Source organism: Candidatus Delongbacteria bacterium (assembly GCA_020634015.1).
Taxonomy (GTDB): Bacteria; CAIWAD01; CAIWAD01; order CAIWAD01; family CAIWAD01; genus JACKCN01.
The window spans coordinates 40926-63690 of record JACKCN010000007.1 but is presented as its reverse complement, the minus strand read 5'-3'; the positions used below and the strand labels follow the sequence as shown (position 1 = coordinate 63690).

25 protein-coding genes and 1 tRNA gene are annotated in these 22765 nt (G+C 64.7%); 24 read left to right on the top strand and 2 right to left on the bottom strand.

Annotation, left to right across the window (positions count from 1 at the left end; all coding sequences use genetic code 11):
* Nucleotides 1-101 precede the first annotated feature (101 nt).
* Complete coding sequence (locus tag H6678_13125) at nucleotides 102-977, bottom strand: hypothetical protein (protein MCB9474737.1); 876 nt, start codon at nucleotides 975-977, stop codon at nucleotides 102-104.
* A gap of 316 nt (nucleotides 978-1293) precedes the next feature.
* Here H6678_13125 and flgB point away from each other — a divergent pair, with 316 nt between their 5' ends.
* The 23 genes from flgB (at nucleotide 1294) to H6678_13010 (ending at nucleotide 20113) form a co-directional block, all read left to right on the top strand.
* Nucleotides 1294-1713, top strand: a complete 420-nt coding sequence (flgB, locus tag H6678_13120) for a flagellar basal body rod protein FlgB (protein ID MCB9474736.1) — start codon at nucleotides 1294-1296, stop codon at nucleotides 1711-1713.
* 11 nt (nucleotides 1714-1724) lie between these two features.
* On the top strand, nucleotides 1725-2222 hold the full coding sequence (gene flgC / locus H6678_13115; protein ID MCB9474735.1) for a flagellar basal body rod protein FlgC: 498 nt from the start codon (nucleotides 1725-1727) through the stop codon (nucleotides 2220-2222).
* Nucleotide 2223: 1 nt separating this feature from the next.
* Nucleotides 2224-2541, top strand: a complete 318-nt coding sequence (gene fliE / locus H6678_13110) for a flagellar hook-basal body complex protein FliE (protein ID MCB9474734.1) — start codon at nucleotides 2224-2226, stop codon at nucleotides 2539-2541.
* 9 nt (nucleotides 2542-2550) lie between these two features.
* On the top strand, nucleotides 2551-4104 hold the full coding sequence (gene fliF, locus H6678_13105) for a flagellar M-ring protein FliF (GenBank protein MCB9474733.1): 1554 nt from the start codon (nucleotides 2551-2553) through the stop codon (nucleotides 4102-4104).
* Nucleotides 4105-4107: 3 nt separating this feature from the next.
* Entirely contained in the window at nucleotides 4108-5133 is a 1026-nt protein-coding gene (gene fliG / locus H6678_13100) for a flagellar motor switch protein FliG (protein ID MCB9474732.1), read from the top strand.
* A gap of 3 nt (nucleotides 5134-5136) precedes the next feature.
* A complete protein-coding gene (locus H6678_13095) occupies nucleotides 5137-5922 on the top strand; it encodes a hypothetical protein (protein ID MCB9474731.1) in 786 nt (261 codons plus the stop codon).
* Nucleotides 5919-7235, top strand: a complete 1317-nt coding sequence (locus H6678_13090) for a FliI/YscN family ATPase (GenBank protein ID MCB9474730.1) — start codon at nucleotides 5919-5921, stop codon at nucleotides 7233-7235. Before H6678_13095 ends, H6678_13090 begins: the two co-directional genes overlap by 4 nt.
* Nucleotides 7232-7708, top strand: coding sequence for a flagellar export protein FliJ (gene fliJ, locus H6678_13085; GenBank protein ID MCB9474729.1), 477 nt, complete (start codon nucleotides 7232-7234; stop codon nucleotides 7706-7708). The genes H6678_13090 and fliJ overlap by 4 nt, the downstream gene beginning before the upstream one ends.
* A complete protein-coding gene (locus H6678_13080) occupies nucleotides 7695-8237 on the top strand; it encodes a hypothetical protein (GenBank protein MCB9474728.1) in 543 nt (180 codons plus the stop codon). The genes fliJ and H6678_13080 overlap by 14 nt, the downstream gene beginning before the upstream one ends.
* Before the next feature lie 42 nt (nucleotides 8238-8279).
* On the top strand, nucleotides 8280-8966 hold the full coding sequence (locus H6678_13075; GenBank protein MCB9474727.1) for a hypothetical protein: 687 nt from the start codon (nucleotides 8280-8282) through the stop codon (nucleotides 8964-8966).
* The gene (locus H6678_13070) at nucleotides 8963-10039 is read left to right on the top strand and encodes a flagellar hook-length control protein FliK (GenBank protein ID MCB9474726.1); all 1077 of its coding nucleotides are present in this window, start codon (nucleotides 8963-8965) and stop codon (nucleotides 10037-10039) included. Before H6678_13075 ends, H6678_13070 begins: the two co-directional genes overlap by 4 nt.
* Nucleotides 10036-10800, top strand: a complete 765-nt coding sequence (locus tag H6678_13065; GenBank protein MCB9474725.1) for a hypothetical protein — start codon at nucleotides 10036-10038, stop codon at nucleotides 10798-10800. The genes H6678_13070 and H6678_13065 overlap by 4 nt, the downstream gene beginning before the upstream one ends.
* Nucleotides 10801-10854: 54 nt before the next feature.
* Nucleotides 10855-12744 (top strand): flagellar hook-basal body complex protein, encoded by a 1890-nt coding sequence (locus H6678_13060; protein MCB9474724.1) that lies wholly within the window; start codon nucleotides 10855-10857, stop codon nucleotides 12742-12744.
* Between the two features lie 287 nt (nucleotides 12745-13031).
* Nucleotides 13032-13799: a motility protein A gene (locus H6678_13055; protein MCB9474723.1), complete on the top strand. Its 768-nt coding sequence runs from the start codon at nucleotides 13032-13034 to the stop codon at nucleotides 13797-13799.
* 24 nt (nucleotides 13800-13823) lie between these two features.
* Nucleotides 13824-14525, top strand: coding sequence for a flagellar motor protein MotB (locus H6678_13050; protein ID MCB9474722.1), 702 nt, complete (start codon nucleotides 13824-13826; stop codon nucleotides 14523-14525).
* 204 nt (nucleotides 14526-14729) lie between these two features.
* The gene (gene fliM / locus H6678_13045; protein MCB9474721.1) at nucleotides 14730-15794 is read left to right on the top strand and encodes a flagellar motor switch protein FliM; all 1065 of its coding nucleotides are present in this window, start codon (nucleotides 14730-14732) and stop codon (nucleotides 15792-15794) included.
* A complete protein-coding gene (fliN, locus tag H6678_13040) occupies nucleotides 15794-16780 on the top strand; it encodes a flagellar motor switch protein FliN (protein ID MCB9474720.1) in 987 nt (328 codons plus the stop codon). The genes fliM and fliN overlap by 1 nt, the downstream gene beginning before the upstream one ends.
* Nucleotides 16780-17244 (top strand): flagellar biosynthetic protein FliO, encoded by a 465-nt coding sequence (gene fliO, locus H6678_13035; GenBank protein MCB9474719.1) that lies wholly within the window; start codon nucleotides 16780-16782, stop codon nucleotides 17242-17244. The genes fliN and fliO overlap by 1 nt, the downstream gene beginning before the upstream one ends.
* Nucleotides 17241-17996 (top strand): flagellar type III secretion system pore protein FliP, encoded by a 756-nt coding sequence (gene fliP / locus H6678_13030; GenBank protein ID MCB9474718.1) that lies wholly within the window; start codon nucleotides 17241-17243, stop codon nucleotides 17994-17996. The genes fliO and fliP overlap by 4 nt, the downstream gene beginning before the upstream one ends.
* Nucleotides 17997-18054: 58 nt before the next feature.
* Complete coding sequence (gene fliQ / locus H6678_13025) at nucleotides 18055-18306, top strand: flagellar biosynthesis protein FliQ (protein MCB9474717.1); 252 nt, start codon at nucleotides 18055-18057, stop codon at nucleotides 18304-18306.
* An 82-nt stretch (nucleotides 18307-18388) separates the two neighbouring features.
* On the top strand, nucleotides 18389-19177 hold the full coding sequence (gene fliR / locus H6678_13020; protein MCB9474716.1) for a flagellar type III secretion system protein FliR: 789 nt from the start codon (nucleotides 18389-18391) through the stop codon (nucleotides 19175-19177).
* A 48-nt stretch (nucleotides 19178-19225) separates the two neighbouring features.
* A tRNA-Gly gene (locus H6678_13015) sits at nucleotides 19226-19298 on the top strand.
* A gap of 44 nt (nucleotides 19299-19342) precedes the next feature.
* Nucleotides 19343-20113, top strand: a complete 771-nt coding sequence (locus H6678_13010) for a hypothetical protein (GenBank protein MCB9474715.1) — start codon at nucleotides 19343-19345, stop codon at nucleotides 20111-20113.
* Nucleotides 20114-20165: 52 nt separating this feature from the next.
* On the opposite strand, the gene H6678_13005 is transcribed toward H6678_13010, so the two are convergent.
* Nucleotides 20166-21893 (bottom strand): T9SS type A sorting domain-containing protein, encoded by a 1728-nt coding sequence (locus tag H6678_13005; GenBank protein ID MCB9474714.1) that lies wholly within the window; start codon nucleotides 21891-21893, stop codon nucleotides 20166-20168.
* 524 nt (nucleotides 21894-22417) lie between these two features.
* On the opposite strand from H6678_13005, the gene H6678_13000 reads away from it, so the two are divergent.
* The gene (locus H6678_13000; GenBank protein ID MCB9474713.1) at nucleotides 22418-22699 is read left to right on the top strand and encodes a hypothetical protein; all 282 of its coding nucleotides are present in this window, start codon (nucleotides 22418-22420) and stop codon (nucleotides 22697-22699) included.
* Nucleotides 22700-22765: the final 66 nt, after the last annotated feature.

Below are 22765 nucleotides of genomic sequence, written 5' to 3'. Positions count from 1 at the left end.
CTCCGCCGACCGGCTCCACTGGAGACACACGCCATGCATGCAGAACCGCGGCCGAGGGGCATGCCCCCGGCCGCGGTTTTCATTGCGGGATCATGGAGTGCTCAGAACTCTTCAAGCGACTGGAAACTGTCGCCGGGCTTGGCTTCCCGTTCCTCGATCTGGTTGTTCTTCTTGAGCACGCCAATGGTGCCCACCAGATTGCCGATCGCGAAGAGCTGCTTGGGCAATTCGATGCCGAAGTGGATCAGGTCGCCCGGGATGGCGAGGAATTCCTTGGCGTACACACCCAGGCTCATGCCCGCCCAGAGGGCGTTGGAGCCGCCGCGATCGAAGAGGTCGGCCTTCACTTCCTTGAAGTCGTTGTCAATGTTGGGCAGGTGGCGCAGGGCCAGATTGTCGCAGATGCCCGCCACGCCCAGGTTGTACAGCAGCAGGCCCACGCGAGCCGCCTGGTCGGTGCCCAGACGCTTCTGCTCGAGGCTGCCGTCGTTGCGGGCCGAATCGATGGCGGCTTCCTCGTAGCGCTTGCGCGCGGCGATCAGCTCGTCCTTGGCCGCACCTTGCGCGGTGTCGATCTGTGCGTCCATCTCCTTGAGAGCACGGAGCTGCTCGGTGTTGGCCGCGATGTTGAAGATCTCCGTCCGACAGTTCTGGATCGCCTGGCGTGCGGTCTCGGCGTTCATCCGGATCACGCGGGTGCGCCAGATCAGCTTCTGCACATGGCCTTCGTCGGGATTGATGCCCACATCCTGCGAGATCAGCTTGAACAGCGAATCGAGCTCGGCCGACGCACTGTCGGGCTTGGCCGCATTCAGGGCCGTCGCCGTCTTGCCGGGCTGATGCACCCCCAGTTCCTGCCCCATGTTCTGGCGTTGCATCTCCTGCGCCATCGCCTGCATGAGTTGCTGGCCCGCCACACATCCTCCCAGAACCACGGCGAGGCTGAGCAGAGCGATCAAACGTGGCACGACACGCATGTCAGGATCCTTTCGAGATGTGGTGCAGAGTCATTCCGGCAGGAAGGCCGGTCAGCGACGGGCAAAGGTAGTGTTTTTGGCAAGTCCGCCCACTCCCGCGAGTGGGGCGAAATTTTCCCCTCCCCGGGAATCCGGTGGCAATTCCGGCCCCGTTCCTCCAGTTCAAAACTTCCGCAGTTTGGAACTGAACCCCTTTGTTTACAAGAGCCTGGACGATTTCACCTGCATGGCACGGCAATTGCTTGAAGCCCCGGCAGTCCGTCCCTGCCCAGACACAGTCCGTGGGGGCACGCACGATACAGCCAAGGAATGTCCCATGAGCACCACTGAACGCCTGCTGTTCGACCGTACCGTGATTCCCCTGGCCGGGAAAGGGCTGGATGCCTACGCCCTGCGCCAGAAAGCCATCGCCAACAACGTGGCCAATGCGGAAACCGATGGCTACGAGCGGCGCACCGTCAGCTTCGAGGATCAGCTCAAGGAAGCCCTGGGCACCGATTCGGACGGCCTGATCCGGACCCATCCCGATCACCTGCCCAAGCCCGGTGAACTGGCCGAGGTGGACGCCGAGCTCGAGATCGATTCCGCGCAGGACTACTGGAACGGACACAACAACGTGGACATCGACCGGGAAATGACCGAGCTCTCCCGGGCCCTGCTGACCTTCAACTACACCACGCGGCTGGTGCGGGGGTCCTTCGACACCCTGCAACTGGCCATCCGTGGCACACGTTAGGAGCCCGCGCCATGAAGACCAGCCCGGCCGATCCCACCGTGTTCCACAGCCTGAACATCAGCCGCAGCGGCCTGAGTGCCCAGCGGCGCCGGATGGACGCGATCAGTGAGAACCTGGCCAACGCCACCACCACCCGCGGTGCCAATGGCGGACCCTACCAGCCCAGGATCGTGGTGATGGAAGAGAACCCCGAGCCGATCGGATTTCCCGAGGGAGTGCGCGGCCGTCTGCAGGCGACCCATCCCGGGCATCTGTCGGGCGACCGGATCGCGGATTCCGAGCGCGAGCTGCGCGGTGTGAGCGAACGCGTCGAAGTCCAGAACCGGCGTCCGCGGCTGGAATACGATCCGGATCACCCGGACGCGGACGAGAACGGCTACGTGGCCTATCCGGACATCAACGTGGTGGAGGAGATGACCAACCTGGTGCTCGCGTCGCGGGCCTGGGAAGCCAACCTGACCGCAATGAAGGCCGCCAAGGACATCGCCGCCAAATCCCTGGAGATCTGAGATGGCCATGGTATCACCCCTGGAACGGATCCGCGCCAGTTCGGGCGGGCTTGAGACCCAGGGCCTGCCGCGCCTGCGCGATACGGGTCCGGGCAATGGCCCCAGCTTCGGTGACACACTGAAGGATGTGGTGCACGGAGTCAACGAACAGCAGGTGAGCGCCAACGACATGGCCCTGCGGTTCATGGCCGGCGAGGTGGAACACGTGCACGACGCCATGCTGGCCCTGCAGAAGGCGCGCACCAGCTTCAGCTTCCTGGTGGAAGTGCGCAACAAGCTGCTGGACGGGTACAAGGAAATCATGCGGATGCAGATCTAGGAGCCGTCCATGCCCGAGTGGTTCAACCAGACCTTCGGTCCCCTCATCGAGTACGCGCGTCGCGTGGGGCGCCGCCAGCTGCTGCTGGTCGGCGGAGGCGGACTGCTGGCCCTGCTGCTGGCGGGTGGCCTGCTGCACTGGGCCACCCGGCCCGACTGGGCCGTGCTCTATTCCGGTCTCAGCGAGGTCGAGTCGGCCCGCGTGATCGACGAGCTCGAGGCCCAGACCGTGCCCAACCGCCTGACCAAGGGTGGCACGGCCATCGAGGTCCATCGGGCGGATCTCTACCGTGTGCGGGTCAAGCTGGCCGCCAAGGGCGGACCGGTGGCACGCACTCCCGGTTACGATCTGCTGGACAAGCAGCGTCTGGGCATCAGCGACCGGGAAATGGCGATGATGGAGAAACGCGCTCTCGAAGGAGAGCTGGCGCGCACGATCTCCGAGCTGGACTGGGTCACTCGGGCCACCGTGCACGTGGTCACTCCCAAGCCCAGCCTGTTCAGCGACGAGGAGATTCCCGTGACCGCCAGTGTCACGGTGATCACCGACCCCAATCGCAACGTGCCCCGTGCCGAAGTGGAAGGCGTGGTGGCCCTGGTCGCCTCCAGCGTCGAAGGCCTGCACCCCGGTCGGGTCACGGTCGTGGATGGCGCGGGTCGCCTGCTCACCGAGGCCAGCACCGAGTCGGAAGGAGCCTTCGGCGAAACCAACAAGCAGCTCGAGCTGACCCGGCGCAAGGACAATTACCTCTCCAAGGCCGCCCAGGACCTGCTGGATCAGGTGCTGGGCAAGGGGCATTCGGTGGTGCGCGTGTCCTCCGAGCTGGACTTCACCGTGCTGGAAAAGACCAGTCGCACCTTCGATCCCCAGAATCAGGTGGTGCGCAGCCAGGAGCGCCAGGAAGAGTCCTCGAGCGCCCAGGACACCTCGCAGACGGCCCAGGAGAATTCGGTGACCAACTACGAGGTCAACGAGATTCTCGAACACCTCAAGGGCGAGTACGGGGCCATCCGCCGGCTGAGCATCTCGCTGGTCGTGGACGGCAACTACGTGCCCGGTGGCGAGGGCGAAACCACCTATGTGCCCCGCACGCCCGAGGAAATGCAGAAGCTGGAACAGATCGTCAAGACCGCCGTGGGCTTTGACGATCGGCGTGGTGACCAGATCGTGGCGCAGAACATCGCCTTCGACTCGACCCAGGAAGAAACCGAGAACACGTTGCTGCGGCAGCTGAAGACCCAGGATGTCTGGCTGGACATTCTGCGCAAGGTGCTCTTCCTGGCGGGCATCCTGATTTTCCTGAGCGTCCTGCGCAGCACCCTGGCCAGGATCAACCACACCATCAGCCAGGCCTTCGACGAGAAGCGCAGCCTGATCATGACCGAGGAAGGTCTCGAAGAGCCCGAGGCCGAGGTGGACGACAGCACCCTGCTGATGGATGCCGAGGCCGGACGCTCGCCCGAGCAGCGCAAGCGCCTCAAGCTGCATGCCAAGGTCGTGGGCTACTGCAAGAATCACCCTGAAGAAGCGGCCAAACTTGTCAAAGCCTGGTTGGGGAACTGAGAGATGACGATTGAACGCAATGTCCAGGAAGAGTACGAGTCGCTGACCTCCCTGCAGCGGGTGGCCGCCTTCATGATCACCGTCGGCACCGAGGCGGCGAGTGAGATCCTGAAGTTTCTCGACAATTCCGACGTGGAGGCCATCGTCTCCCAGATCATCCAGCTCAGCAACGTGCGCGTGGAAGTGCTCAATTCATCGCTGCTGGACTTTCACGACATGGTCATGGCCACCGATTTCATTTCCGAAGGTGGCATCAGCTACGCCCAGTCGGTCCTGCAGGAGGCCCTGGGCGAAACCCGCGCGATCGAAGTCATCAAGCGTGTCAAGGCCAGCCTGCAGATCAAGGGGTTCAATGTCTTGAAGGATGTGGATCCGTCCCAGCTGCTCAGTTTCCTGCAGCGCGAACACCCCCAGACCATCGCCCTGGTGATGACCCAGCTGGCCCCCACCCAGGCGGCGGACATTCTCAGCAACCTGCCGGCCGAGGTGCAGCAGGAAGTGGTGCTGCGTTTCGCCCGCATGGAGCGCGTCAGCCCCGACACCATCCAGAGCGTCGAGCGCGTGCTGGAACGCAACATCGACTTCAGCAAGGCCGCCAGCAAGCTGGGTGGTGTCAAGGCCGCCGCCGAGATTCTGAACTACTCGGGCAACACGGTGGAAAAGACCGTGCTGGCCGGCCTGTCGCAGGTGGACCCGAGCCTCTCCAGCGAGATCAAGAACCTGATGTTCACCTTCGAGGACCTGATCAGCCTGGACGACCGCAGCATCCAGAAGCTGCTCAAGGAAGTGGACAACAAGGATCTGACCATGGCCCTCAAGGCCTGCTCGAACGAACTGGGCAACAAGCTGCTCAGCAACATCTCGAGCCGTGCGGCGGAAATGATCCGCGAAGAACTGGAATACATGCCGCCGGTGCGCCTGCGGGAGGTGGAGGAAGTGCAGCAGCGCATCATCGAGGTGGTGAGGCGCATGGAAGAAGAAGGTCAGCTGACACTGGGCGACTCCGGTGGCAGCGACATGATGGTCTGATCCATGACGACACCCCTGCTCTCATCCGAACAGACGATTGCCGGCTCCCCTGTCTGGCTGGACACCGCCAACCGTCAGGAACAGGCCGACTTCAGCCAGCGCGACGAGCGGCGGCGTCGCGAGGACATCGCCCTGCTGGTGTACCGTCGACGCATCGCCAGCCTGCAGGCCGAGCGCGATGCCCTTCGTTCGCAAATCGTTGACCTTTATGGGGAATTCTCCAACGATCTCAAGTCCGCTCAGGATTCATCCTTCGAGCAGGGACGCGAGTCGGGGCGCGCGGAAGCCCGCCAGGAACTGCTGGCCCAGTTCACTCTGCTGCAGACCCTGGAGGCGGAAATGCGCGAGCGCGGTCGCCATCAGCAGCGTGATGCCGATCGCGAACTGCTGCGCTTCGCCCGCTGGATGGCCGGGCGCGTGCTGGGCCGCGAACCCGGCTTGCCCGGAGAGGCGCTCAAGGGCCAGATCCGCCGCCTGCTGGACTACTGGGTGGGCGAGAGCACTTACCGTTTCCGCCTGCATCCCGAAGATCGCCAGCTGCTGCTCAAGGACGAAGGTCTGGCGGCCCTGCAGCGGGATCTGGGCGGGCGCATCGAATGGTTGGCCAGCCCCGAAGTGCCTCGGGGCAGTTGCCGTCTGGAACTGGCTCGTGGCCTGGTGGAAGCCGTGCCCGGCGAGATGCTGGAGGAACTGGAGCAGGTGCTGCTGGAAGCGCTGGACGCCGAAGAGCTGAGCGAAGCCGAGCTGCCCCAGCTGCCCCAGCTGCCCCCCTCGGGAGAGCAGCCATGAACGCCGCCACCAGCACACGTCTGCTGAGCCGCGCGACCCTGCGGGCACCCTGGCCCGTGCATGGCATCGTCGACCGCGTCACGGGCATCCTGGTGGAGAGCCGCGGTCCTGCCGGGTCGCTGGGAGATTCCTGCCGCATCGAATGCTCGCGCGCGGGACGCCAGGACATGCAGGCCGAGATCGTGGGCTTTCGAGGGGCCACCACTCTGCTGATGCCGCTGGGCGAACTGACGGGCATCACCCCGGGGGACCGGGTGCGCCTGAGTCCCCAGAGTCCGACCGTGCCCTGTGGCGACGGATTGCGGGGCCGCGTGATCGACGAGCTGGGCCGTCCCATCGACGGGCTGGGGCCGCTGCTGGTCAATGGCCAGGCCCCCCTGCATCGGGAACCGCCCTCGCCGCTGGCCCGGCCCCGGATCCGCGAACGCCTGACCACGGGTGTGCGGGCCATCGACGGCCTGCTGACCTGCGGACGCGGGCAGCGCGTGGGCATCTTCGCTGGCTCGGGTGTGGGCAAGTCCACCCTGCTGGGCATGATCGCGCGCAACACGAACGCCGACCTGAGCGTGATCGCCCTGGTGGGCGAGCGCGGGCGCGAGGTGCGGGAGTTCATTGAGGAAGAACTGGGTCCCGAGGGCCTGGCGCGCTCGGTGGTGATTGCGGTCACCAGCGACCGCTCGCCCCTCCAGAAGAAGCGGGCGGCCCTGCTGGCCACCGCGGTGGCCGAGAGTTTCCGCGACCGGGGTCTGGACGTGCTGCTGATGATGGACAGCCTGACCCGGGTGGCCATGGCCCAGCGCGAGATCGGCCTCTCGGCGGGCGAACCCCCCACCAGCAAGGGGTATACACCCTCGGTATTCACTCTCCTGCCAACCCTGCTGGAACGGGCGGGCACCTCCGATGCGGGCAGCATCACGGCCTTCTACACGGTGCTCGTGGATGGCGATGACCTGATGGATCCGATTGCCGATGCCGCACGCAGCATTCTCGACGGGCACATCGTGCTCTCGCGCAAGCTGGCCGACCGCGGCCGCTATCCGGCAATCGATTGTCTGGCCAGCATCAGCCGCCTGATGAGTGTGCTGGCCTCACACACGCAGAAGCAACTGGCGCGCAAGCTGCTGAAGGATCTGGCCGTACACGAGGATGCCCTCGATCTGGTGCAGGTGGGCGCCTACCAGAAAGGCAGCAGCGCCGAGATCGATGGCGCGCTGGCCCGCATGCCCCGCATCGAGGCCTTTCTGGCCCAGGCCGTCGCCGACGGTTGTGGGTTCGAGACGACGCTCGAGCAACTGGAAGCGGCCCTGGCATGAGTTCCACTCGTTTCCGACTGGCCCGGCTGCAGGCCCTGAAAACCCGCCTGGAAGAACGCAGACGCCAGGAACTGGCCCGCGAACTGGGCGAGCAGCGCTTGCGGATCCAGGCACTGGAAGAGGCACGCGGGCATCTGGAAGAGGCACGTGAACAACTGGGACAGGAGCTGGAGCAGGGGCTTCAGGTCTCACGCTGGTCCCTGCTGTCGGGGTATCTCACCCGTCAGGAGAGTGTGCTGGCCCTGCGCAATCGCCGTCTGGTGGAGCTGGAACCACGGCTGCGGGTGGCGCGCGAGCGGTTGCTGGAGGCGCTCAAGGAGCGTCGTGTGCTCGACCGGCTGGAGGAGAACTGGCAGGAAGACCGCGCCTTCGAGGAAAAGCGCCTCGAGCAGGGCGAACTGGATGAAACCGGTGGCAGGCTCTGGTGGCGCCGCAAGCGGGCCACACCCGGGGAAGACCATGAGCAGCGCTGAACCTGACGGCGGCAGCCGGGGCAGCGTGTTGCCCGCCCTGTTGGCCTTTCTGCTCGCGGGCGCGTTGGCCGCGGCCGGGTACTGGTGGTACCGAGAGGATTTCCGCACGCGCTTCGAGGAACCTCTGGCGCGCCTGCGTCAACCGGCGGACAGTCTGGCGCACATGCGTCGTGATTCCCTGCTGGCCGATTCGCTGCACCGCGAGATCGCCCAGCGTGTGCAGGAACGGCTGAGCGCACGGCGCGAGCAGCAGACGCGGGAAGACAGTCTGGGACGCGGCGCGGCCCGTCGCCTGCCCGAGGCGGTGGATACCACACCGGCGCGTGTACGCGTGCTGGCCGACGAAGATCTGGACCTGCTGGCCTCGACCCTGCGTCACCTGCCCAGTCGTGGAGCGGCCCGGATGCTGGAACGGCTGGGAACGCAGGAAGGAGCCCGTGTCCTGGGCAGGTTGGAACCCCGGCAGCGGCGTGCCCTGCTGGATTCACTGCCCAGGGAAATGGCCTCCCGTTTCACCCCGGGATCGTAGACCGCGGGTCCGCCCGGCGGACAAGTCTGATGAGGAGCAATCATGGCCAAGGCGTCAAAGAAGCCGGACAAGGACAGCGAGCCCGACGGCCTGAATCCGGGCAAGGGCGGCAAGCCCGGTGACGAGAACCCGGCGGGTGACGAGTCCGCGAAGGCCGAAGGCAAGGGCAAACGCAAGACCACGCTCCTGATCGTGGCTGGTTTCCTGCTCTCGATGGCCATTGTCAACACGGGCATGTTCTTCTACTTCCGCAATGTGCGCAGCCAGGTCACGGTGCCTCTGGCCCAGGTCCAGGAAGAACTGGTCGCCGACACGGTGGCCGTGGTCGACAGCCTGCTCCAGGACAGCCTGAGCATCGTGGTGGACGAGCTGGTGGATCACGTGCTCGAGAAGAACGAGGAAGTGGCGATCCTCAAGGATTCCACCGAGGCTCTCACCACGCGCCTGCAGCAGCTCCAGGCCGAGCTGGGCACCATGGACGACCGCAAGGTGGACCTGAAGGACCAGGACCTGGAGCGTCTCTCCCGGGTCTTCGGATCCATGCAGCCCGCCAAGGCCGCGCCCGTGATGCTGAAGATGGACAACGCGGCGGTGGCCGGAATCCTGCTGAGCATCGAGGAGCGCACGGCCGCCAAGATTCTGGCGGCCATGCCCCCGGAAAAGGCGGCGGAAATCGCCCGGCTGATTCGCGAACGCGCCACTCTCAAACAGGCGGGCCAGCGGCGATGATCGGACTTCCCGTGATCCCCGCCGGTGGGCAGGCCAGCATGACCGAGGCTCCCCTGAAGAGCGGCGGCAACGCTCAGGCCGAGAACCCGGATGGCACCCAGACCGTGGCCGCCAGCTTCGCCCAGCAGCTGGCCGGACTGCTGAACTCGCCCGCCGTGCCACAGCCCCATGCCACGACCGGTATCGAGGAAGCACGCGCCGCCAGCAAGGCCGCCGCCGATCGCAGGAAACCCGAAGGCCCCTCCGCGCGGGCCGCGCTGGCCCGCCAGGGCAGCGGATTTCGCCTGCCCGAAGGCAGGACGATTCCCCTGATCCTGCTGCCCCAGCGGCGGGGAGCCCTGCTGTTCCGCCTGCCCGAAACCAGTCTGCTGGGGCGAACCGAAGCCGCCGGCCTGGCTTCCCGACTGGCACACGCAGGAAGCGTGAGCCAGAAGGTGACCCCGACGGTCCCGGCGCTGAAACTGCCGGGAATGGTCCAGACCCGGCGAGTCCCGGCCGCCCCGCGGGTCGAGATTCCCGACGTACCGGTACCTGGAGCACTTGCGGGGAACGCCGTCGCTGACACGGGTGTGCGCTCTGCGGCAAGTTTCAAGGCTCTGGTGGCCGAGGCCGGCGACTCACGCATGGAAGTGCGTGACCTGCGCGGCCTGCTGGATACGCTCTGCGGCCAGATCCGCTTTCTGGTGGGCGAAGGCAAGGAGAAGAGCGAAGCCCTGATCCAGCTCAAACCGCCCGAACTGGGCACTCTGCAGCTGAGTCTGGAGCAGCGCGATGGCGGAGTCCAGATCCGGATTCTGGTGGAGCACCCGGAACCCCGGCGCCGCATCGAGCAGGCTCTGGGCGAACTGAAGGACCAGCTGGCAGCCAGCGGAATCCGCCTGGACAAGGTGGACCTGCTCTCCAGCGGCGAAACCCGTCACGAACAGGCCAACCCGGACAACCGGGACGGCCAGTCCCAGGGACGGCAACCCGGGCGTGATCCACGCCAGTCAGGCTGGCAGCTGGCGCGCGACCGCATGGAATCGGCCTTCCAGGAAACCCTGGCGGCCCAGCAACGGGAGGAGACCCCATGAGCACCATTTCCCCCACCGGGTACGCCACCACGGGCAGCCGACTCGACAGCGGCACGGGCAGCGCGTCGGCCCTGGGCAAGGACGACTTCCTGCGTCTGCTGGTGACCCAGCTGGCCAATCAGGACCCGCTGAATCCGGTGGACAACCAGCAGTTCTCGAGCCAGCTGGCCCAGTTCAGCAGCCTGGAGCAGCTGGAGAACATGAACGCCAGCCTGCAGAACGGCCTCGAGCAGGACATGGCCGTGGCCGGTGCCCTGCAGAGCAACATGGCTGCGGGCCTGATTGGTCAGACCGTGGTGGCCGTGGACGACCGCGTGCGCCTGGATGGTTCCGGAACCGTGATCCACTGGGAAGCTTCCTCGCCCCCCAGCCACCTCAGCCTGAGCATCACGGACGAGGATGGACGCGTGGTGCGCGTGCTCGAGGTGGACGATCCCGCCGAAGAGATTGCCTGGGACGGCAAGGACGCCAACGGCCGGACCCTGCCCGACGGGACCTATCACGTCCGCATCGAGGGCGAGGACACCGCCGGAGCCAGCCTGTCCGCGCGGGCCCTGATCGTGGCTCCCGTGGACAGTGTGCGTTTCCGTGACGGCATCGCCTGGCTGGTGCTGGACGGCATGGAACTGAGTCTCTCCCAGGTCAGCGAAGTGCGCGAGACCGGTGGAGATGCCGGGGTGGAGCCCGGTCCGGATCCCGAGGATCCCTTCGTGGTCGTGCCCGGAAACAGTGCCGGCGATCGCTTGCGTCAGAACATCTAGAGTGTGACAGGATTGCGGTCCCGCCTGCCGGGGCCGCCAACGGTGAGGTGAACCATGCTGAGATCTTTGTACACGGGAGTCGCCGGCTTGCGCAACCAGCAGACCAAGCTGGAAGTGGTGGGCAACAACGTGGCCAACGCCAACACGACGGGCTTCAAGCGCAGTCGGGTGAATCTGCAGGACAGTTTCTCCCAGACCCTGCGGGACGCCACCGGCCCCTCGGATGCCAGCCAGGGCCGCAATCCGCTGCAGGTGGGTCTGGGCTCCAGCGTGGGCTCGATCGACCGGATCCACGAACAGGGCAGCCTGGAACTGACCGGGCAGGTCACCGACCTGGCCCTGATGGGGCGGGGCTACTTCATGACCGAAGACAACGGGCGCACCATGTACACGCGCAACGGCGCCTTCGTCTTCAATGCCCTGGGCACGCTGGTGGATGCGGGCGGCAATTCGGTGATGGGCCTGATGGCCGATGCCTCGGGCAATTTCGGCCCGCTGGCCGATTACGGGGCGATCACATTGCCACTGGGCATGAAGGAAGAACCCCAGGCCACCGGTCGCGTGATGTTCCGCAGCAATCTGGACGCCGATGCCAGCCAGTCCACCGCCTCGCTGCTGGCGGGCAACACGGCCAACGCCAGTTCGGTGAGTGGCACCACCACCGCCGGTGTGGGTGGCAGCCTGGATGTGACCGTGGTCAACACGATCAGCCAGGGCCTCCAGGATACCACCCGGACCACCGCGGATCTGCAGTCTCCTCTGAGCACCTGGATCAGCGACTCCAGTCTGCTGGACCAGCTGACCAGCCTGCGCGTGCAGGAAGGGGAAAGCTCGGACCGCAGCGTGAGTCTGGACGGGCTGACCCTGGACTCGACCCTCGAGGACCTGCTGACGCGCATGGAAAACCAGATTCCCGGCTTTGGCTGGAACACGCAGTCGGGAACCCTGCAGCTGGTGGGCGAGGTCTGGGGCGCGGGCAACAGTCTCGAGATCACCGGTGCGGCGCTCGACTCGGCCCTTGGCGCTCCCGTGTCCCTTCAGGGAACGGGCGAGCTGATGGCCAGCGGCAGTTTTCTGGCCGTGGACGGCCAGACCCAGAGCTTTTCCCTGGGACCGATCACCGAGGTCACCAGCAGCAGCAGCGGAGCGGTGAGCCAGCTGGAGCTGCCCAACGGCCTGATGATCGAGTCGGCCAGTGGCGGGTTCACCGACGGCAGTTTCAGCCTGGAAATCCAGCCCACGAGTCACAGCACCTCGATCACGGTGTACGACAGTCTGGGCACGCCCTGGCCTCTGGACGTGACCTTCACCCGCTCTTCCGAGGACAACACCTGGCTCTGGAACGCCGATGTGGCTGGCGCCACGATCAGTGGGGGCGGCAGCGGCAGCGTATCCTTTGACAGCGCGGGCAATCTGGCCACGTTCACCTACGATGGCGGAGCCAGTGGCCTCAGTTTCCTGCCGACGGGCGGGGCGGCCGAAGTGACTCTCGTGCTGGACCCCGGCACCATCGGCAGCAACAACGGCATCACCCAGAGTTCGCGAGACTTCAGCACCCAGGCCTACGCCCAGGATGGGTTCGCGATGGGCATGCTCGAGCAGCTGGAAATCCAGGAAGACGGCACCGTCGTGGGCGCCTTCACCAATGGGCACAGCCGCACGCTGGCCCAACTGGTGCTGGCCGACTTCGCCAACGAGCAGGGCCTGACCGCCGCGGGCGAGAGTGCCTACGTGGCCAACGGGGCCAGCGGGCAGGCCCGTCTGATCCAGGCCGGACTCAACAACAGCACCTCGATCCAGTCCGGCTATCTGGAAATGTCCAACGCCGACCTGACCCGGGAATTCACCGAGATGATCGTGGCCCAGCGTGGATACCAGGCCGCGGCCAAGATCATCACCACGGCCGATACCCTGCTGGACGAAGTCATCCGGATCAAGCGCTAGACCCTGGCCTGATTCGTGAGTGGATGCGCCGGATTCTCCTACTCCCGTCCGTGACCGGATGGGGGAAGGGGTTTCCGCGGAAGAAGGGGTCATTTCTTCCGGCCCTCGCGGTTTCTTCTGACAGAACGGTCCAAAGCTGCTTCCGGAGCCCTCGCGGCCCAAGTTTCGCGGTGTGTCGCCGATAAGGAAAAGGCCCCTTGCCCGGCCGGCGTCACGTGGATCCCGTGTGACGGAATGGACAGGTCGGGCTTCGGACAGTCTGGTGATCTCAAGGGAAACTGCCCCGGATGGACCTTTCAACCCTGATCGGACTCCTGCTTGGTTACGGCTTCGTGATCTTCGCGATCGCGTCCAAGCCGGGAGCTCTGTTCTTCTTTGACGTGGGCTCCCTGCTGATCGTTCTGGGGGGCACCATCGGCGCGCTGTTCATGAATTTCCCCATGGGCAACATGATGTCGGCCAGCAAGGTTTTCCTGAAGGCGCTGATGCACAAGGAACCGTCGATGAAGGACTCGATCACCACCCTGGTCGAGATCGCGGAGAAGGCCCGCCGCGAGGGCATTCTGGCCATCGAGAGCATGCTGCCCGAGATTCCCGACGAGTTTCTCAAGAACGGAATCCGGCTGGCCGTGGACGGCACCGACCCGGAGACCATCCAGGCCATCATGGCCATCGAGCTGCGCAGCCAGGGGGCTCGCCACTCCGACGGCGGATATTTCTTCATGCAGGTGGCGACCTATGGTCCGGCATTCGGCATGATTGGCACGCTGGTGGGACTGATCCAGATGCTGCAGGCCCTGGACGATCCCTCGAAGATCGGCGTGGGCATGGCCACCGCCCTGATCACCACCTTCTATGGCGCGATGATGGCCAACCTGATCGGCCTGCCCGTCTCGGGCAAACTGGCCCTGCGCGCCAAGGAAGAGAAGTCCCGCAAGGCGATGATCGTGGAAGGCATTCTGGCCATCCAGAGCGGCGACAATCCGCGCATCGTGGCCGACCGACTGAATACATTCCTGCCTCCCAATCAGCGGCAGCAGGAAGAAAAGGCCTGACTCTCCTGATCTGGAAAGACGCCCGTGGAAGACGACGAGGACGACGGCGCACCCAAGGAAATCACGGCTCCGGGCTGGATGGCCACCTATGGTGACCTGATGAGTCTGCTGTTGGTGTTCTTCATCCTGCTGGTGAGCTTCTCGTCCATGGAGGTGGTGAAGTTCCGCCAGGCGATGGGCTCGCTCAAGGGTGGCGAGGGCTTCTTCGACCCCAATTCCTCGATGAGTCCGGTGCAGTTCAATTCGTCGGACGGCACCAGCGACATGGAGTTCAACCAGGCTGTCGAGGAAATGGTCGAGGAGCTGGAGGAGCAGCAGATCGAGAACCAGGTCCAGGTCTTCTGGGACAAGTCGGGCGTGCGATTCGTGATGCAGGACCAGGTGCTCTTCGAACCGGGGACCTCGGACCTGAGACCCCAGTTCATCCCGGTGATTGACGCGGTGCTCAAGGTGCTGACCACCTATCCGGTGGAGGAGCTGCGCATCGAAGGCCACACGGATGACGCACCCATCCATACCGCGCGCTTTCCCACCAACTGGGAACTCTCGGTGGACCGCGCCACCCGCGTGCTGAGGTACGTGGAACGCACCGGAGGGTACGAACCGCGCCGTCTGGTGGCCGTGGGGTTCGGCGAATTCCGGCCCGCGGTGCCCAACAACAGCGTCGCCAACCGGGCCAAGAACCGGCGGGTCGAAATCTACGCGGCCCGCAAACCCGGAGCCTGAGCCTGTCCGGGTCGAAACTGCCCCGTCACCCGGCACCCTTTGCCTGCACGCTCGGTTCCAGCCCTCCCCCGGACCTCGCCACCTCCGCTGAATCGGCTTCGGCACTGCCCCCACGCCAAGTTCCAAACTTCCGCATTTTCGGCACGACCTTTGCCAATCTCCCCGGGAAAGCGAGTTCGCAGGACCCAAACTCCCGGGATGTCGATGGACCAGATTCTCAGCCAGGACGAGATTGACGACCTGCTGTCTTCCGTGCAGGGCTCCGACCCTGGCGAAGGCAAGAAGGGTGGGGGGGGCAAAGGCCAGGGCAATACCAAGCGTTCCCTGGCGCTGCAGGCCAATGTGGGCCCCCACGATTTCAAGCACCCCGACCGCATCACCAAGGACATCATGCGGGCCCTGCGCACGATCCACGAAGGATTCGCGCGCATCATGGGCACCTTCCTCTCCAGCACCATGCGCAGCCTGGTCGAGATCAACCTGCTCTCGATGGATCAGGTGACCTACGCCGAGTACAAGATCAGCCTGCCCGAACTGTCCTGCATCTACGTCGTGGGCAGCACCAGCTACAACGGCTCGATGATCGTGGAGCTCAGCCCGCAGTTCGTGCTCTACATCGTGGACCGCCTGCTGGGTGGTACGGGAGAGAAGCTTTCGGAGCCCCGTGAAATCACGATGATCGAGCAGAGCGTGATCGCACGCACCATCGACCGTTTCGTTGAAAGTCTCAACGATGTGTGGGACATGGTGCAGCCGATGAAACTGCGCATGGAGACCTTCGAGAGCAATCCCCAGTTCGTGCAGATCGCGCCTGCCAGCGAAAGCATCGCACTGATCTTCTTCGAGATCCGTGTGATGAACTTCAGCTTCCCGCTGAACATCTGCATTCCCTACTTCCTGCTGGAACCGGTGCTGCCTTTCCTGACCCAGGGCAGCCGGATGAGCCTGGCCACACGCCCGCCCACCTCCGACAGCAAGCGCAAGGTGATCCACAAACTGCATTGCAGCCCGATGACCCTGCGCTCCCTGCTGGGCAACACCAGCCTGAGCATGGCCCAGTATCTGCAGCTCAAGCCGGGGGACGTGCTGCCGCTCAACATCAATGAACACGCCGACCTGCCCCTGGAAGTGGGTGGGCAGATCAAGTTCCTCGGGCGTCCGGGTACGGTGGGCATCCACAAGGCCTTCCGGATCAGCAAGGAAGTGAGCCAGATCGAGGATCCGATCCACAACGACACCAACGCCCGACTCTTTGGAGGCAACGCCTGATGGCCGATCACACCGCAATCAACGAAGCCTTCCAGAATCTGGAATTCCAGTTCGCCGAGCAGGCTGCCGAGATCCTCAAGACCGTGATCAACATGGATACCACGGTGTTCTACGAGGGGCAGGACACGGCGGACGCCGCCAACCTGGCCGCCATGGGCAGCGAGGAGCTGGTGCGCGTGGACGCGGTGTTCAACCGTGTGCTCACCGGCCGCATCAGTTTCCTGCTGGACAAGCCCCTGGTGGCCAAGATCGTCGACTTCATGATCATGGGCGATGGTCAGGTGGAGTTCATGCCCGAGGAACACCTGGACGGAATCCTCGAGGGCATCAACCAGGTCATGGGCGCCGAGATCAGCCGGCTGAACGCCAAGCTGGGTGTGGAGCTGCGCGCCGAAGTGGACCAGACCGCCGTCGTGCCTGCCGCCGAGCTGGAGGGCCAGTTCGCGGGCTGGCACATGGTGCGCTTCGCCGTGGAGATCGAAGGCCAGGGCAACTTCCGCATGTTCAAGCTCTACGAGCCCGGCCTGCGCGACAGTCTGGGACGCATGATCACGGGCGAGAGCACGGCTCGCACGGCCAGCGCCGGAGCCGGCGCGCCTGCTGCCGAGTCACAGGGAGCCGCCCCGGCGGCCGCGCCCAAGGAAGTGCGGCCCGCCAGTTTCGGGGAGTTCCCGCCTCCCACGCGCCATGGGGGCATGAGCATGGCCGGCATCCTGCCCGAGGGGCTGGAACGCGTGATGGACATCCATCTGCCCGTGGTGATCGAACTGGGCCGCACCCGCATGCTGATCAAGGAGATCATCGACCTGGCGCCCGGCGCGATCATCGAGCTGGACAAGCTCACCGGCGAACCGGTGGAGCTGTACGTCAACGGCAAGAAGTTCGCCCTGGGCGAGGTGGTGGTGGTGGACGAGAACTTCGGTGTGCGCATCACCGAGCTGGTCAAGATCGAGGAGCGGCTGGCTTCGCTGCCCGCCGAACTGTGATGCACGGCCTGCGCCTGACGCTTGTCACCCCATGGCTGGTCCTGCTGGGCCGGGTTGCCCGGGCTGCGGACACGCTTCCGCTGGATGTGTCCGCCGCGGGCGCGTCCGGAATGGGCGAAGGCATGGGGCAGTTGGCGATTCGGGTGGTGCTGGTGCTGCTGCTGCTGGGCGCCGTGCTCTGGCTGCTGAAACGCTTCCGGCTGGCCTCGGGCGTGTTGCCTGTCGGTCCTTCGCCGCTGGGCGTGGTGGCCGCGCGCGGGCTGGGACCCCGGCGTCAGGTGGTGCTGGTGCGCGTGGGGCGCAAGGTGCTCGTGCTGGGCGTCTCCGAGGCGGGGATCCATACTCTGGACCGGTTTGAGGGCGACGAGGCCCAGGAGCTGATCGAACCGGCTGCGGGCAAGGCCTCGGGCTTCGCCACGGTCCTGTCCACATTCCGCAACGACCCTCAGGACGGCACACGATGAAACACATGCTGGCGCTGATCGTCTGCCTTGCCGGTCTGCCGGCCATCGCCCTGGGACAGGCCGCCGCGGCAGCTCCGGCCGGGTTGACCGTGGCCCTCGGCGGCGCGGGCACGGGATCTCCCGACATGGTGGTGGCCATCGAGATTCTCTTCCTGATGACCCTGCTGGCGCTGGCGCCGGCTCTGTTGATCATGGCCACCAGTTTCACCCGGATCATCGTGATCCTGCACTTCGTGAGACAGGCCCTGGGCACCCAGCAGCTCCCGCCCAACCAGTTGCTGCTGGGGCTGGCGCTGTTCCTGACCTTCTTCATCATGAAGCCCACCTTCGACGAGATGAACCAGGAGGCACTTCAGCCCTATCTGGCCCGCGAGATCACCCAGCAGGAAGCCCTGCAGAAGGCCAGCGTGCCGTTCAAGGCCTTCATGCTCAAGCAGGTGCGGGAGGAAGATCTGGGACTCTTCGTGCGTCTGGCCAAGCTGCCCCGGCCGTCGACTCCCGAGGAGCTGCCGTTGACGGTGGTGATCCCCGGGTTCATGATCAGCGAGCTGCGGCTGGGTTTCCAGGTGGGATTTCTGGTGTTTCTGCCCTTCCTGGTGATCGACATGGTGGTGTCGTCCGTGCTGATGAGCATGGGCATGATGATGCTGCCCCCGATCATGATCAGTCTGCCCTTCAAGGTGCTGCTCTTCGTGCTCGTGGATGGCTGGAATCTGCTGGTTGGTTCGATCGTCTCGGGCTTCAGGGTCTAGTGATCGCCGGATGCGTTGGGCGGTCGGCCGCAGAAAGGAACCTCGCGTGACCCAGGAAATGGCCGTCTACATCCTCAAGGAAACCCTCTGGCTGTCGCTGTTGCTGAGCGCGCCGATTCTGGTGGCCGGGCTTGTGATAGGTCTGGCGGTGGGCGTGTTCCAGAGCGTGACCCAGATTCACGAGATGACCCTGACCTTCATCCCCAAGATCCTGGCCGTGGTGGCCGTGATCCTGGTGCTGTTCCCCTGGATGATCCAGTCGATGCTGGCCTTCACCCGCAACATCTTCCAGTTGATGGGCGGTGTGTGAGCCGTTTTGCGGCATGCGGAGCCCGGACCATCCGCTCGCTCCGGTCCCTCTTCGATCCTCTTCCCTGTGAAGGAGACTCCCGGTGATCTTCGTTTCCTGGCCCCTGGACTCGGTGCAGCTCTTCGTGTTGCTGCTGATCCGCTGTCTGGGTCTGGTGGGAGCGGCACCGGTGTTCGGCGGGGTACAGGTGCCCGTGCAGGCCAAACTGAGCCTGGGGCTGGCGCTTGCTGCGCTGCTCTTTCCGCTGGCTCTCACGCACCCCGGTGACTTTCCCGTGATCGGCAACTGGTACCAGATGCTGGGCCTGGGCGTTCAGGAGGCCCTGCTCGGGCTCTTCATCGGCTTCATGGCCCAGCTGGTCTTCTTTGCCGTCCAGTTCGCCGGCCAGCTGGTGGGCATGCAGATGGGATTCGGGATCGTGGGCGTGCTGGACCCGGATTCGGGCCAGCAGGTCAGCATCATTTCCCAGATGCAGTACATGCTTGCGATCGTGCTCTTTCTGCTGATCAACGGACACCATCTGGTGCTGCAGGCGCTCTGGCAGAGTGTGGAGATCCTGCCCATCGGCCATGCACACCTGGATGGATTGCTGATGCAGGAGGGCATTCGCCAGAGTGCTCGCGTGCTGACTCTGGGAGTGCAGCTCGCGTCCCCGATCCTGGCGGCGCTGCTGCTTTCGGAGGTGGCGATGGGCATCATCGCGCGCACGGTGCCCCAGATGAACATCTTCATCGTGGGATTTCCGGTGAAGATCGGGCTGGGCATCTTCATGCTGGTGATGCTGCTGCCCATGCTGAGCCAGTGGCTGCAACAGGAAACCCTGCACACCGCCGCCCTGCTGGATGCACTGGTGAGGCGCCTGGCGGGCTGAGCCTGCCCCTTGTGACACCAGCGGGCAGTTTGTTATGTTTGCGGCCCTGCGAGCGTAACTCAGTTGGTAGAGTGCCAGCTTCCCAAGCTGGTTGTCGCGAGTTCGAACCTCGTCGCTCGCTTGTGCCCCGCCTACGGCGGGGTTTTTCGTGTCCGATCACACACCATGAGCGGCTGGCAGGACGCCTGCTGCAAGGCCAGCACCCTCCGCTGGCAGGACGCCTGCTGCCACGCCAGCACCCTCCGCTGGCGTCACGCCTGCTGCAAGGCCAGCACCCTCCGCTGGCACGCCTGCTGCAAGGCCAGCACCCTCCGCTGGCACGACGCCTGCTGCAAGGCCAGCACCCTCCGCTGGCAGGACGCCTGCTGCAAGGCCAGCACCCTCCGCTGGCGTCACGCCTGCTGCAAGGCCAGCACCCTCCGCTGGCGTCACGCCTGCTGCAAGGCCAGCACCCTCCGCTGTCGTCACGCCTGCTGCATGGCCAGCATCCGCGGCTGGCGTCACGCCTGCTGCATGGCCAGCATCCGCGGCTGGCGTCACGCCTGCGCCTGCCAGCACTGCCTGGCTGCTGCCAGCACGCCTGCTCCGCTCCGCCGCTCGTCACGCCTGCTGCATGGCCAGCATCCGCGGCTGGCGTCACGCCTGCTGCCAGGCCAGCACCCTCCGCTGTCGTCACGCCTGCTGCCAGGCCAGCATCCGCGGCTGGCTTCACGCCTGCTGCCAGGCCAGCACCCTCCGCTGGCGTCACGCCTGCTGCCAAGCCAGCACCCTCCGCTGGCAAAACGCCTGCTGCCAGACCAGCATCCGCGGCTGGCTCCACGCCTTCTGCCACGCCAGCACCCTTCGCTGGCACAACGCCTGCTGCCATGCCAGCACCCTCCGCTGGCAAGACACCTGCTGCAAAGCCAGCATCCGATCGGCCATGACCGCAAATGAAAAGCCCCCCGGATCCTCTGGACCCGGGGGGCTTTGTAGGCTCGAGAATGGACTAGCGGACGAGGGTCAGCTTGATGCTGCGCTGCTCGGCGCCACTCTTCAGCACGGCCACGTACACACCCGAGGCCAGGTCGCTGGCATCGAAGGTCAGGCTGTGATCGCCCGCCTCGAAGGCCTGGTTGGCCAGGGTGCGGACTTTCTCACCCTGCACGTTGAACACATCCACGCTGACCTGCTGGGCATGGTTCAGGTGGAAGGCGATCTCGGTGCTGGGGTTGAAGGGGTTGGGATAGCTGTTCAGCAGCTGGATGCCATTGGGCACGAGCACCTGCTCGGGAGCGACGTCCACGGTGGCGTAGGTGGCGTGCACGTGCATGATCCAGTTGATCTGGAAGTTGATCTCTTCCACCGTCTGCCAGTCGGTGCCCGTGGACAGGAAACTGGTGTTGTCGAAGTGGTAGCCCACGTTGTCGGTGTAGACATAGCCACCGGCGCTGATCGAAATGGCCACATAGAAGGGATCGATCACTTCCAGCGGCGCATCCAGGGTCCAGATGCCCATTTCGGCATTGGGGGTGGTCACCGACTGGGTGTGCAGCACGGTGCCCGGGGCGCCGTCAGTCCCATCGGAATTGTAGATGATCAGGTTGAAGGTGATGTTCGTGGGGCCACCGTTCAGGAAGATGCCGGACTCGACTTCGGTCAGCGTGACCGGCCAGACACCCGGATCGAAGAGGGTCGCGGCCTGCCAGGCGCCAGTGGCCAGGCCCAGACCGTTGGTGCTCTCGCCCAGCAGATCGTAGTGCAGCCAGGCGTCATTGTTGACTTCGGTGAACATCGAGGCGGTCTCGGCCATGTTCTCGTTGGGGGAGAAGTCGGTGGCGCTGATCTTCCATTCCAGGTTGGCCAGTCCGCCGATTCCGGGGACCGCGGCTTCCCAGGTGTCACCGGCGACCGGGCTCATGGCGATGGAGGTCCAGTCACCGGGGCCCATGCGATACATGAAGTCCGCACTCATCACGCCCGAAGGATCCGCGATGTCGGCCATCACGTCAAAGCCGGCGTTGATGTCCATGTGGTTGTAGTACGGAGCCACGCTGATGGTGGGCGGGAACTCGTCGCCTACGGTGGTGAAGATGCGCACGTTGTCGATGCCCACGGCCCAGGCCCAGGTGCCCTCATCCCAGAAGCGGAAGGCGACCTGGCACATCTCGGAACCGGCGTATTCGCTGAGGTCGAGAGTCGTCGAAGTCCAGACAGTGGCCTCGGTCAGGGAGGCAAGGATTTCCCAGTCGCCACCACCGGTGCTGAACAGCACATCGCAGAAGTCGTACCAGGAGCCGGAACCGGCCAGGAAGTAGTAGTCGTAGCTCAGGAAGCAGTCGGTCTCGGCGGGAATGTCGAACAGGTCGGTGATCATGTAGTCGTCCATGGTCACACCATCGCCCTCGGCATCGCTGTTGCAGTAGGCGAAATTGGTGTGATCCGGGAAGGTCACCAGATCACTGCTGGCGCCGGCGGCATTGGCGACCTGCCAGCCGGGGCTGCCGGTGTTGGTGTTGAGGAACCAGGACTCGGGCATGCCGGCTTCGAAGGCTTCGAGAATCAGGTCCACATCGGTGTTGAAGGTGGGAACCAGCTTCTGGGGCTGGACGGTCTGGCTGGCATTGTCCGGAGTGGACCACTGCAGCACGGGGGCCTTGTCGGCAATGGCACTGGCGGCACCCATCAGGGCAAGGCCAACCGTCGCGTGAAGAACCAGGGATCTCTTGACTGTCATTGTGAGGTCTCCAAGTATGGATGGGTTAGTGAGATGAGCAAACTGCGATTGTGGATATGGAGGATATCGGCCGTCCGGCACTCCTTCTGAATCCTCAGGGGCGAATGCTTTGGAAACGTTTGCCCCACAAGCAATTCGGGCCGGAAATGTAGCTGTTTGAAGACGAATGCCAATTCTGGTTCAATTGCCTTCTCATGCGTCAGTGAACGTCCCGGACAGGCACGCCTGCCCCGGGATGGTTGGCATCCTCTGGCCTTGTCCGGAACCTGACGAAGGGGGGAGAAACCCGCCGGGATTGACGGCTCGTCACAGGTGCGGGCCTGGACGATGCGGGAGAAAGTCCGGGATGGTGCCCTAAGGCACAAGCGGAAAAGCCCCGGCAGGCGGATTTCGGGACGAAGTGGATCAGGAAAGGGATTGTCACTGAAACCATTGGGCGAATGGGGGTGTCTGATGGGCTGTACGCACAACGGGACGCCAGGACACACATCCGAATCCTGCGTCCCACAACCGGGAGACCGATCATGAATCACCCGCGCATTCCACGGTCCGCAGTCCTGCTGCTGGCCCTGCTGCCGGCCCTGCCCCTCTGGGCGGCCACACCGGCGGCCGAAAAAGCGGACAGTGCCCAGCGGCAACTGGGCACTGTCCAGGGTTTCGTCGAGGTGCAGGGCACCGCATCCAGCGTGACGATCGAGCACTGGCTGCAGTCACTCAACCTGTTCCCCCGGGTCCCGGGTCTCCGCGATGGCGAAGTGCCGGCGGTGATCCACGAAGAAGTCCTGGAGTTCGAACTGGATGAATGATCCTGCGCGCAGCTGACAGGCCTGACAAGCCCGTCAACCCACATCCGGGCCGAACCTAAGGATTGA

What these genes read in the sequence shown, in the direction of transcription:
- flgC (MCB9474735.1), top strand. Translation starts at nt 1,725, where the DNA reads ATGAAGACCAGCCCGGCCGATCCCACCGTGTTCCACAGCCTGAACATC.
- H6678_13055 (MCB9474723.1), top strand. Translation starts at nt 13,032, where the DNA reads ATGGACCTTTCAACCCTGATCGGACTCCTGCTTGGTTACGGCTTCGTG.
- H6678_13090 (MCB9474730.1), top strand. Translation starts at nt 5,919, where the DNA reads ATGAACGCCGCCACCAGCACACGTCTGCTGAGCCGCGCGACCCTGCGG.
- H6678_13095 (MCB9474731.1), top strand. Translation starts at nt 5,137, where the DNA reads ATGACGACACCCCTGCTCTCATCCGAACAGACGATTGCCGGCTCCCCT.
- H6678_13065 (MCB9474725.1), top strand. Translation starts at nt 10,036, where the DNA reads ATGAGCACCATTTCCCCCACCGGGTACGCCACCACGGGCAGCCGACTC.
- fliM (MCB9474721.1), top strand. Translation starts at nt 14,730, where the DNA reads ATGGACCAGATTCTCAGCCAGGACGAGATTGACGACCTGCTGTCTTCC.
- H6678_13005 (MCB9474714.1), bottom strand. Translation starts at nt 21,893, where the DNA reads ATGACAGTCAAGAGATCCCTGGTTCTTCACGCGACGGTTGGCCTTGCC.
- fliO (MCB9474719.1), top strand. Translation starts at nt 16,780, where the DNA reads ATGCACGGCCTGCGCCTGACGCTTGTCACCCCATGGCTGGTCCTGCTG.
- fliG (MCB9474732.1), top strand. Translation starts at nt 4,108, where the DNA reads ATGACGATTGAACGCAATGTCCAGGAAGAGTACGAGTCGCTGACCTCC.
- fliP (MCB9474718.1), top strand. Translation starts at nt 17,241, where the DNA reads ATGAAACACATGCTGGCGCTGATCGTCTGCCTTGCCGGTCTGCCGGCC.
- H6678_13060 (MCB9474724.1), top strand. Translation starts at nt 10,855, where the DNA reads ATGCTGAGATCTTTGTACACGGGAGTCGCCGGCTTGCGCAACCAGCAG.
- fliN (MCB9474720.1), top strand. Translation starts at nt 15,794, where the DNA reads ATGGCCGATCACACCGCAATCAACGAAGCCTTCCAGAATCTGGAATTC.
- H6678_13125 (MCB9474737.1), bottom strand. Translation starts at nt 977, where the DNA reads ATGCGTGTCGTGCCACGTTTGATCGCTCTGCTCAGCCTCGCCGTGGTT.
- H6678_13000 (MCB9474713.1), top strand. Translation starts at nt 22,418, where the DNA reads ATGAATCACCCGCGCATTCCACGGTCCGCAGTCCTGCTGCTGGCCCTG.
- flgB (MCB9474736.1), top strand. Translation starts at nt 1,294, where the DNA reads ATGAGCACCACTGAACGCCTGCTGTTCGACCGTACCGTGATTCCCCTG.
- H6678_13070 (MCB9474726.1), top strand. Translation starts at nt 8,963, where the DNA reads ATGATCGGACTTCCCGTGATCCCCGCCGGTGGGCAGGCCAGCATGACC.
- fliJ (MCB9474729.1), top strand. Translation starts at nt 7,232, where the DNA reads ATGAGTTCCACTCGTTTCCGACTGGCCCGGCTGCAGGCCCTGAAAACC.
- H6678_13010 (MCB9474715.1), top strand. Translation starts at nt 19,343, where the DNA reads ATGAGCGGCTGGCAGGACGCCTGCTGCAAGGCCAGCACCCTCCGCTGG.
- fliE (MCB9474734.1), top strand. Translation starts at nt 2,224, where the DNA reads ATGGCCATGGTATCACCCCTGGAACGGATCCGCGCCAGTTCGGGCGGG.
- fliF (MCB9474733.1), top strand. Translation starts at nt 2,551, where the DNA reads ATGCCCGAGTGGTTCAACCAGACCTTCGGTCCCCTCATCGAGTACGCG.
- fliQ (MCB9474717.1), top strand. Translation starts at nt 18,055, where the DNA reads ATGGCCGTCTACATCCTCAAGGAAACCCTCTGGCTGTCGCTGTTGCTG.
- H6678_13075 (MCB9474727.1), top strand. Translation starts at nt 8,280, where the DNA reads ATGGCCAAGGCGTCAAAGAAGCCGGACAAGGACAGCGAGCCCGACGGC.
- H6678_13080 (MCB9474728.1), top strand. Translation starts at nt 7,695, where the DNA reads ATGAGCAGCGCTGAACCTGACGGCGGCAGCCGGGGCAGCGTGTTGCCC.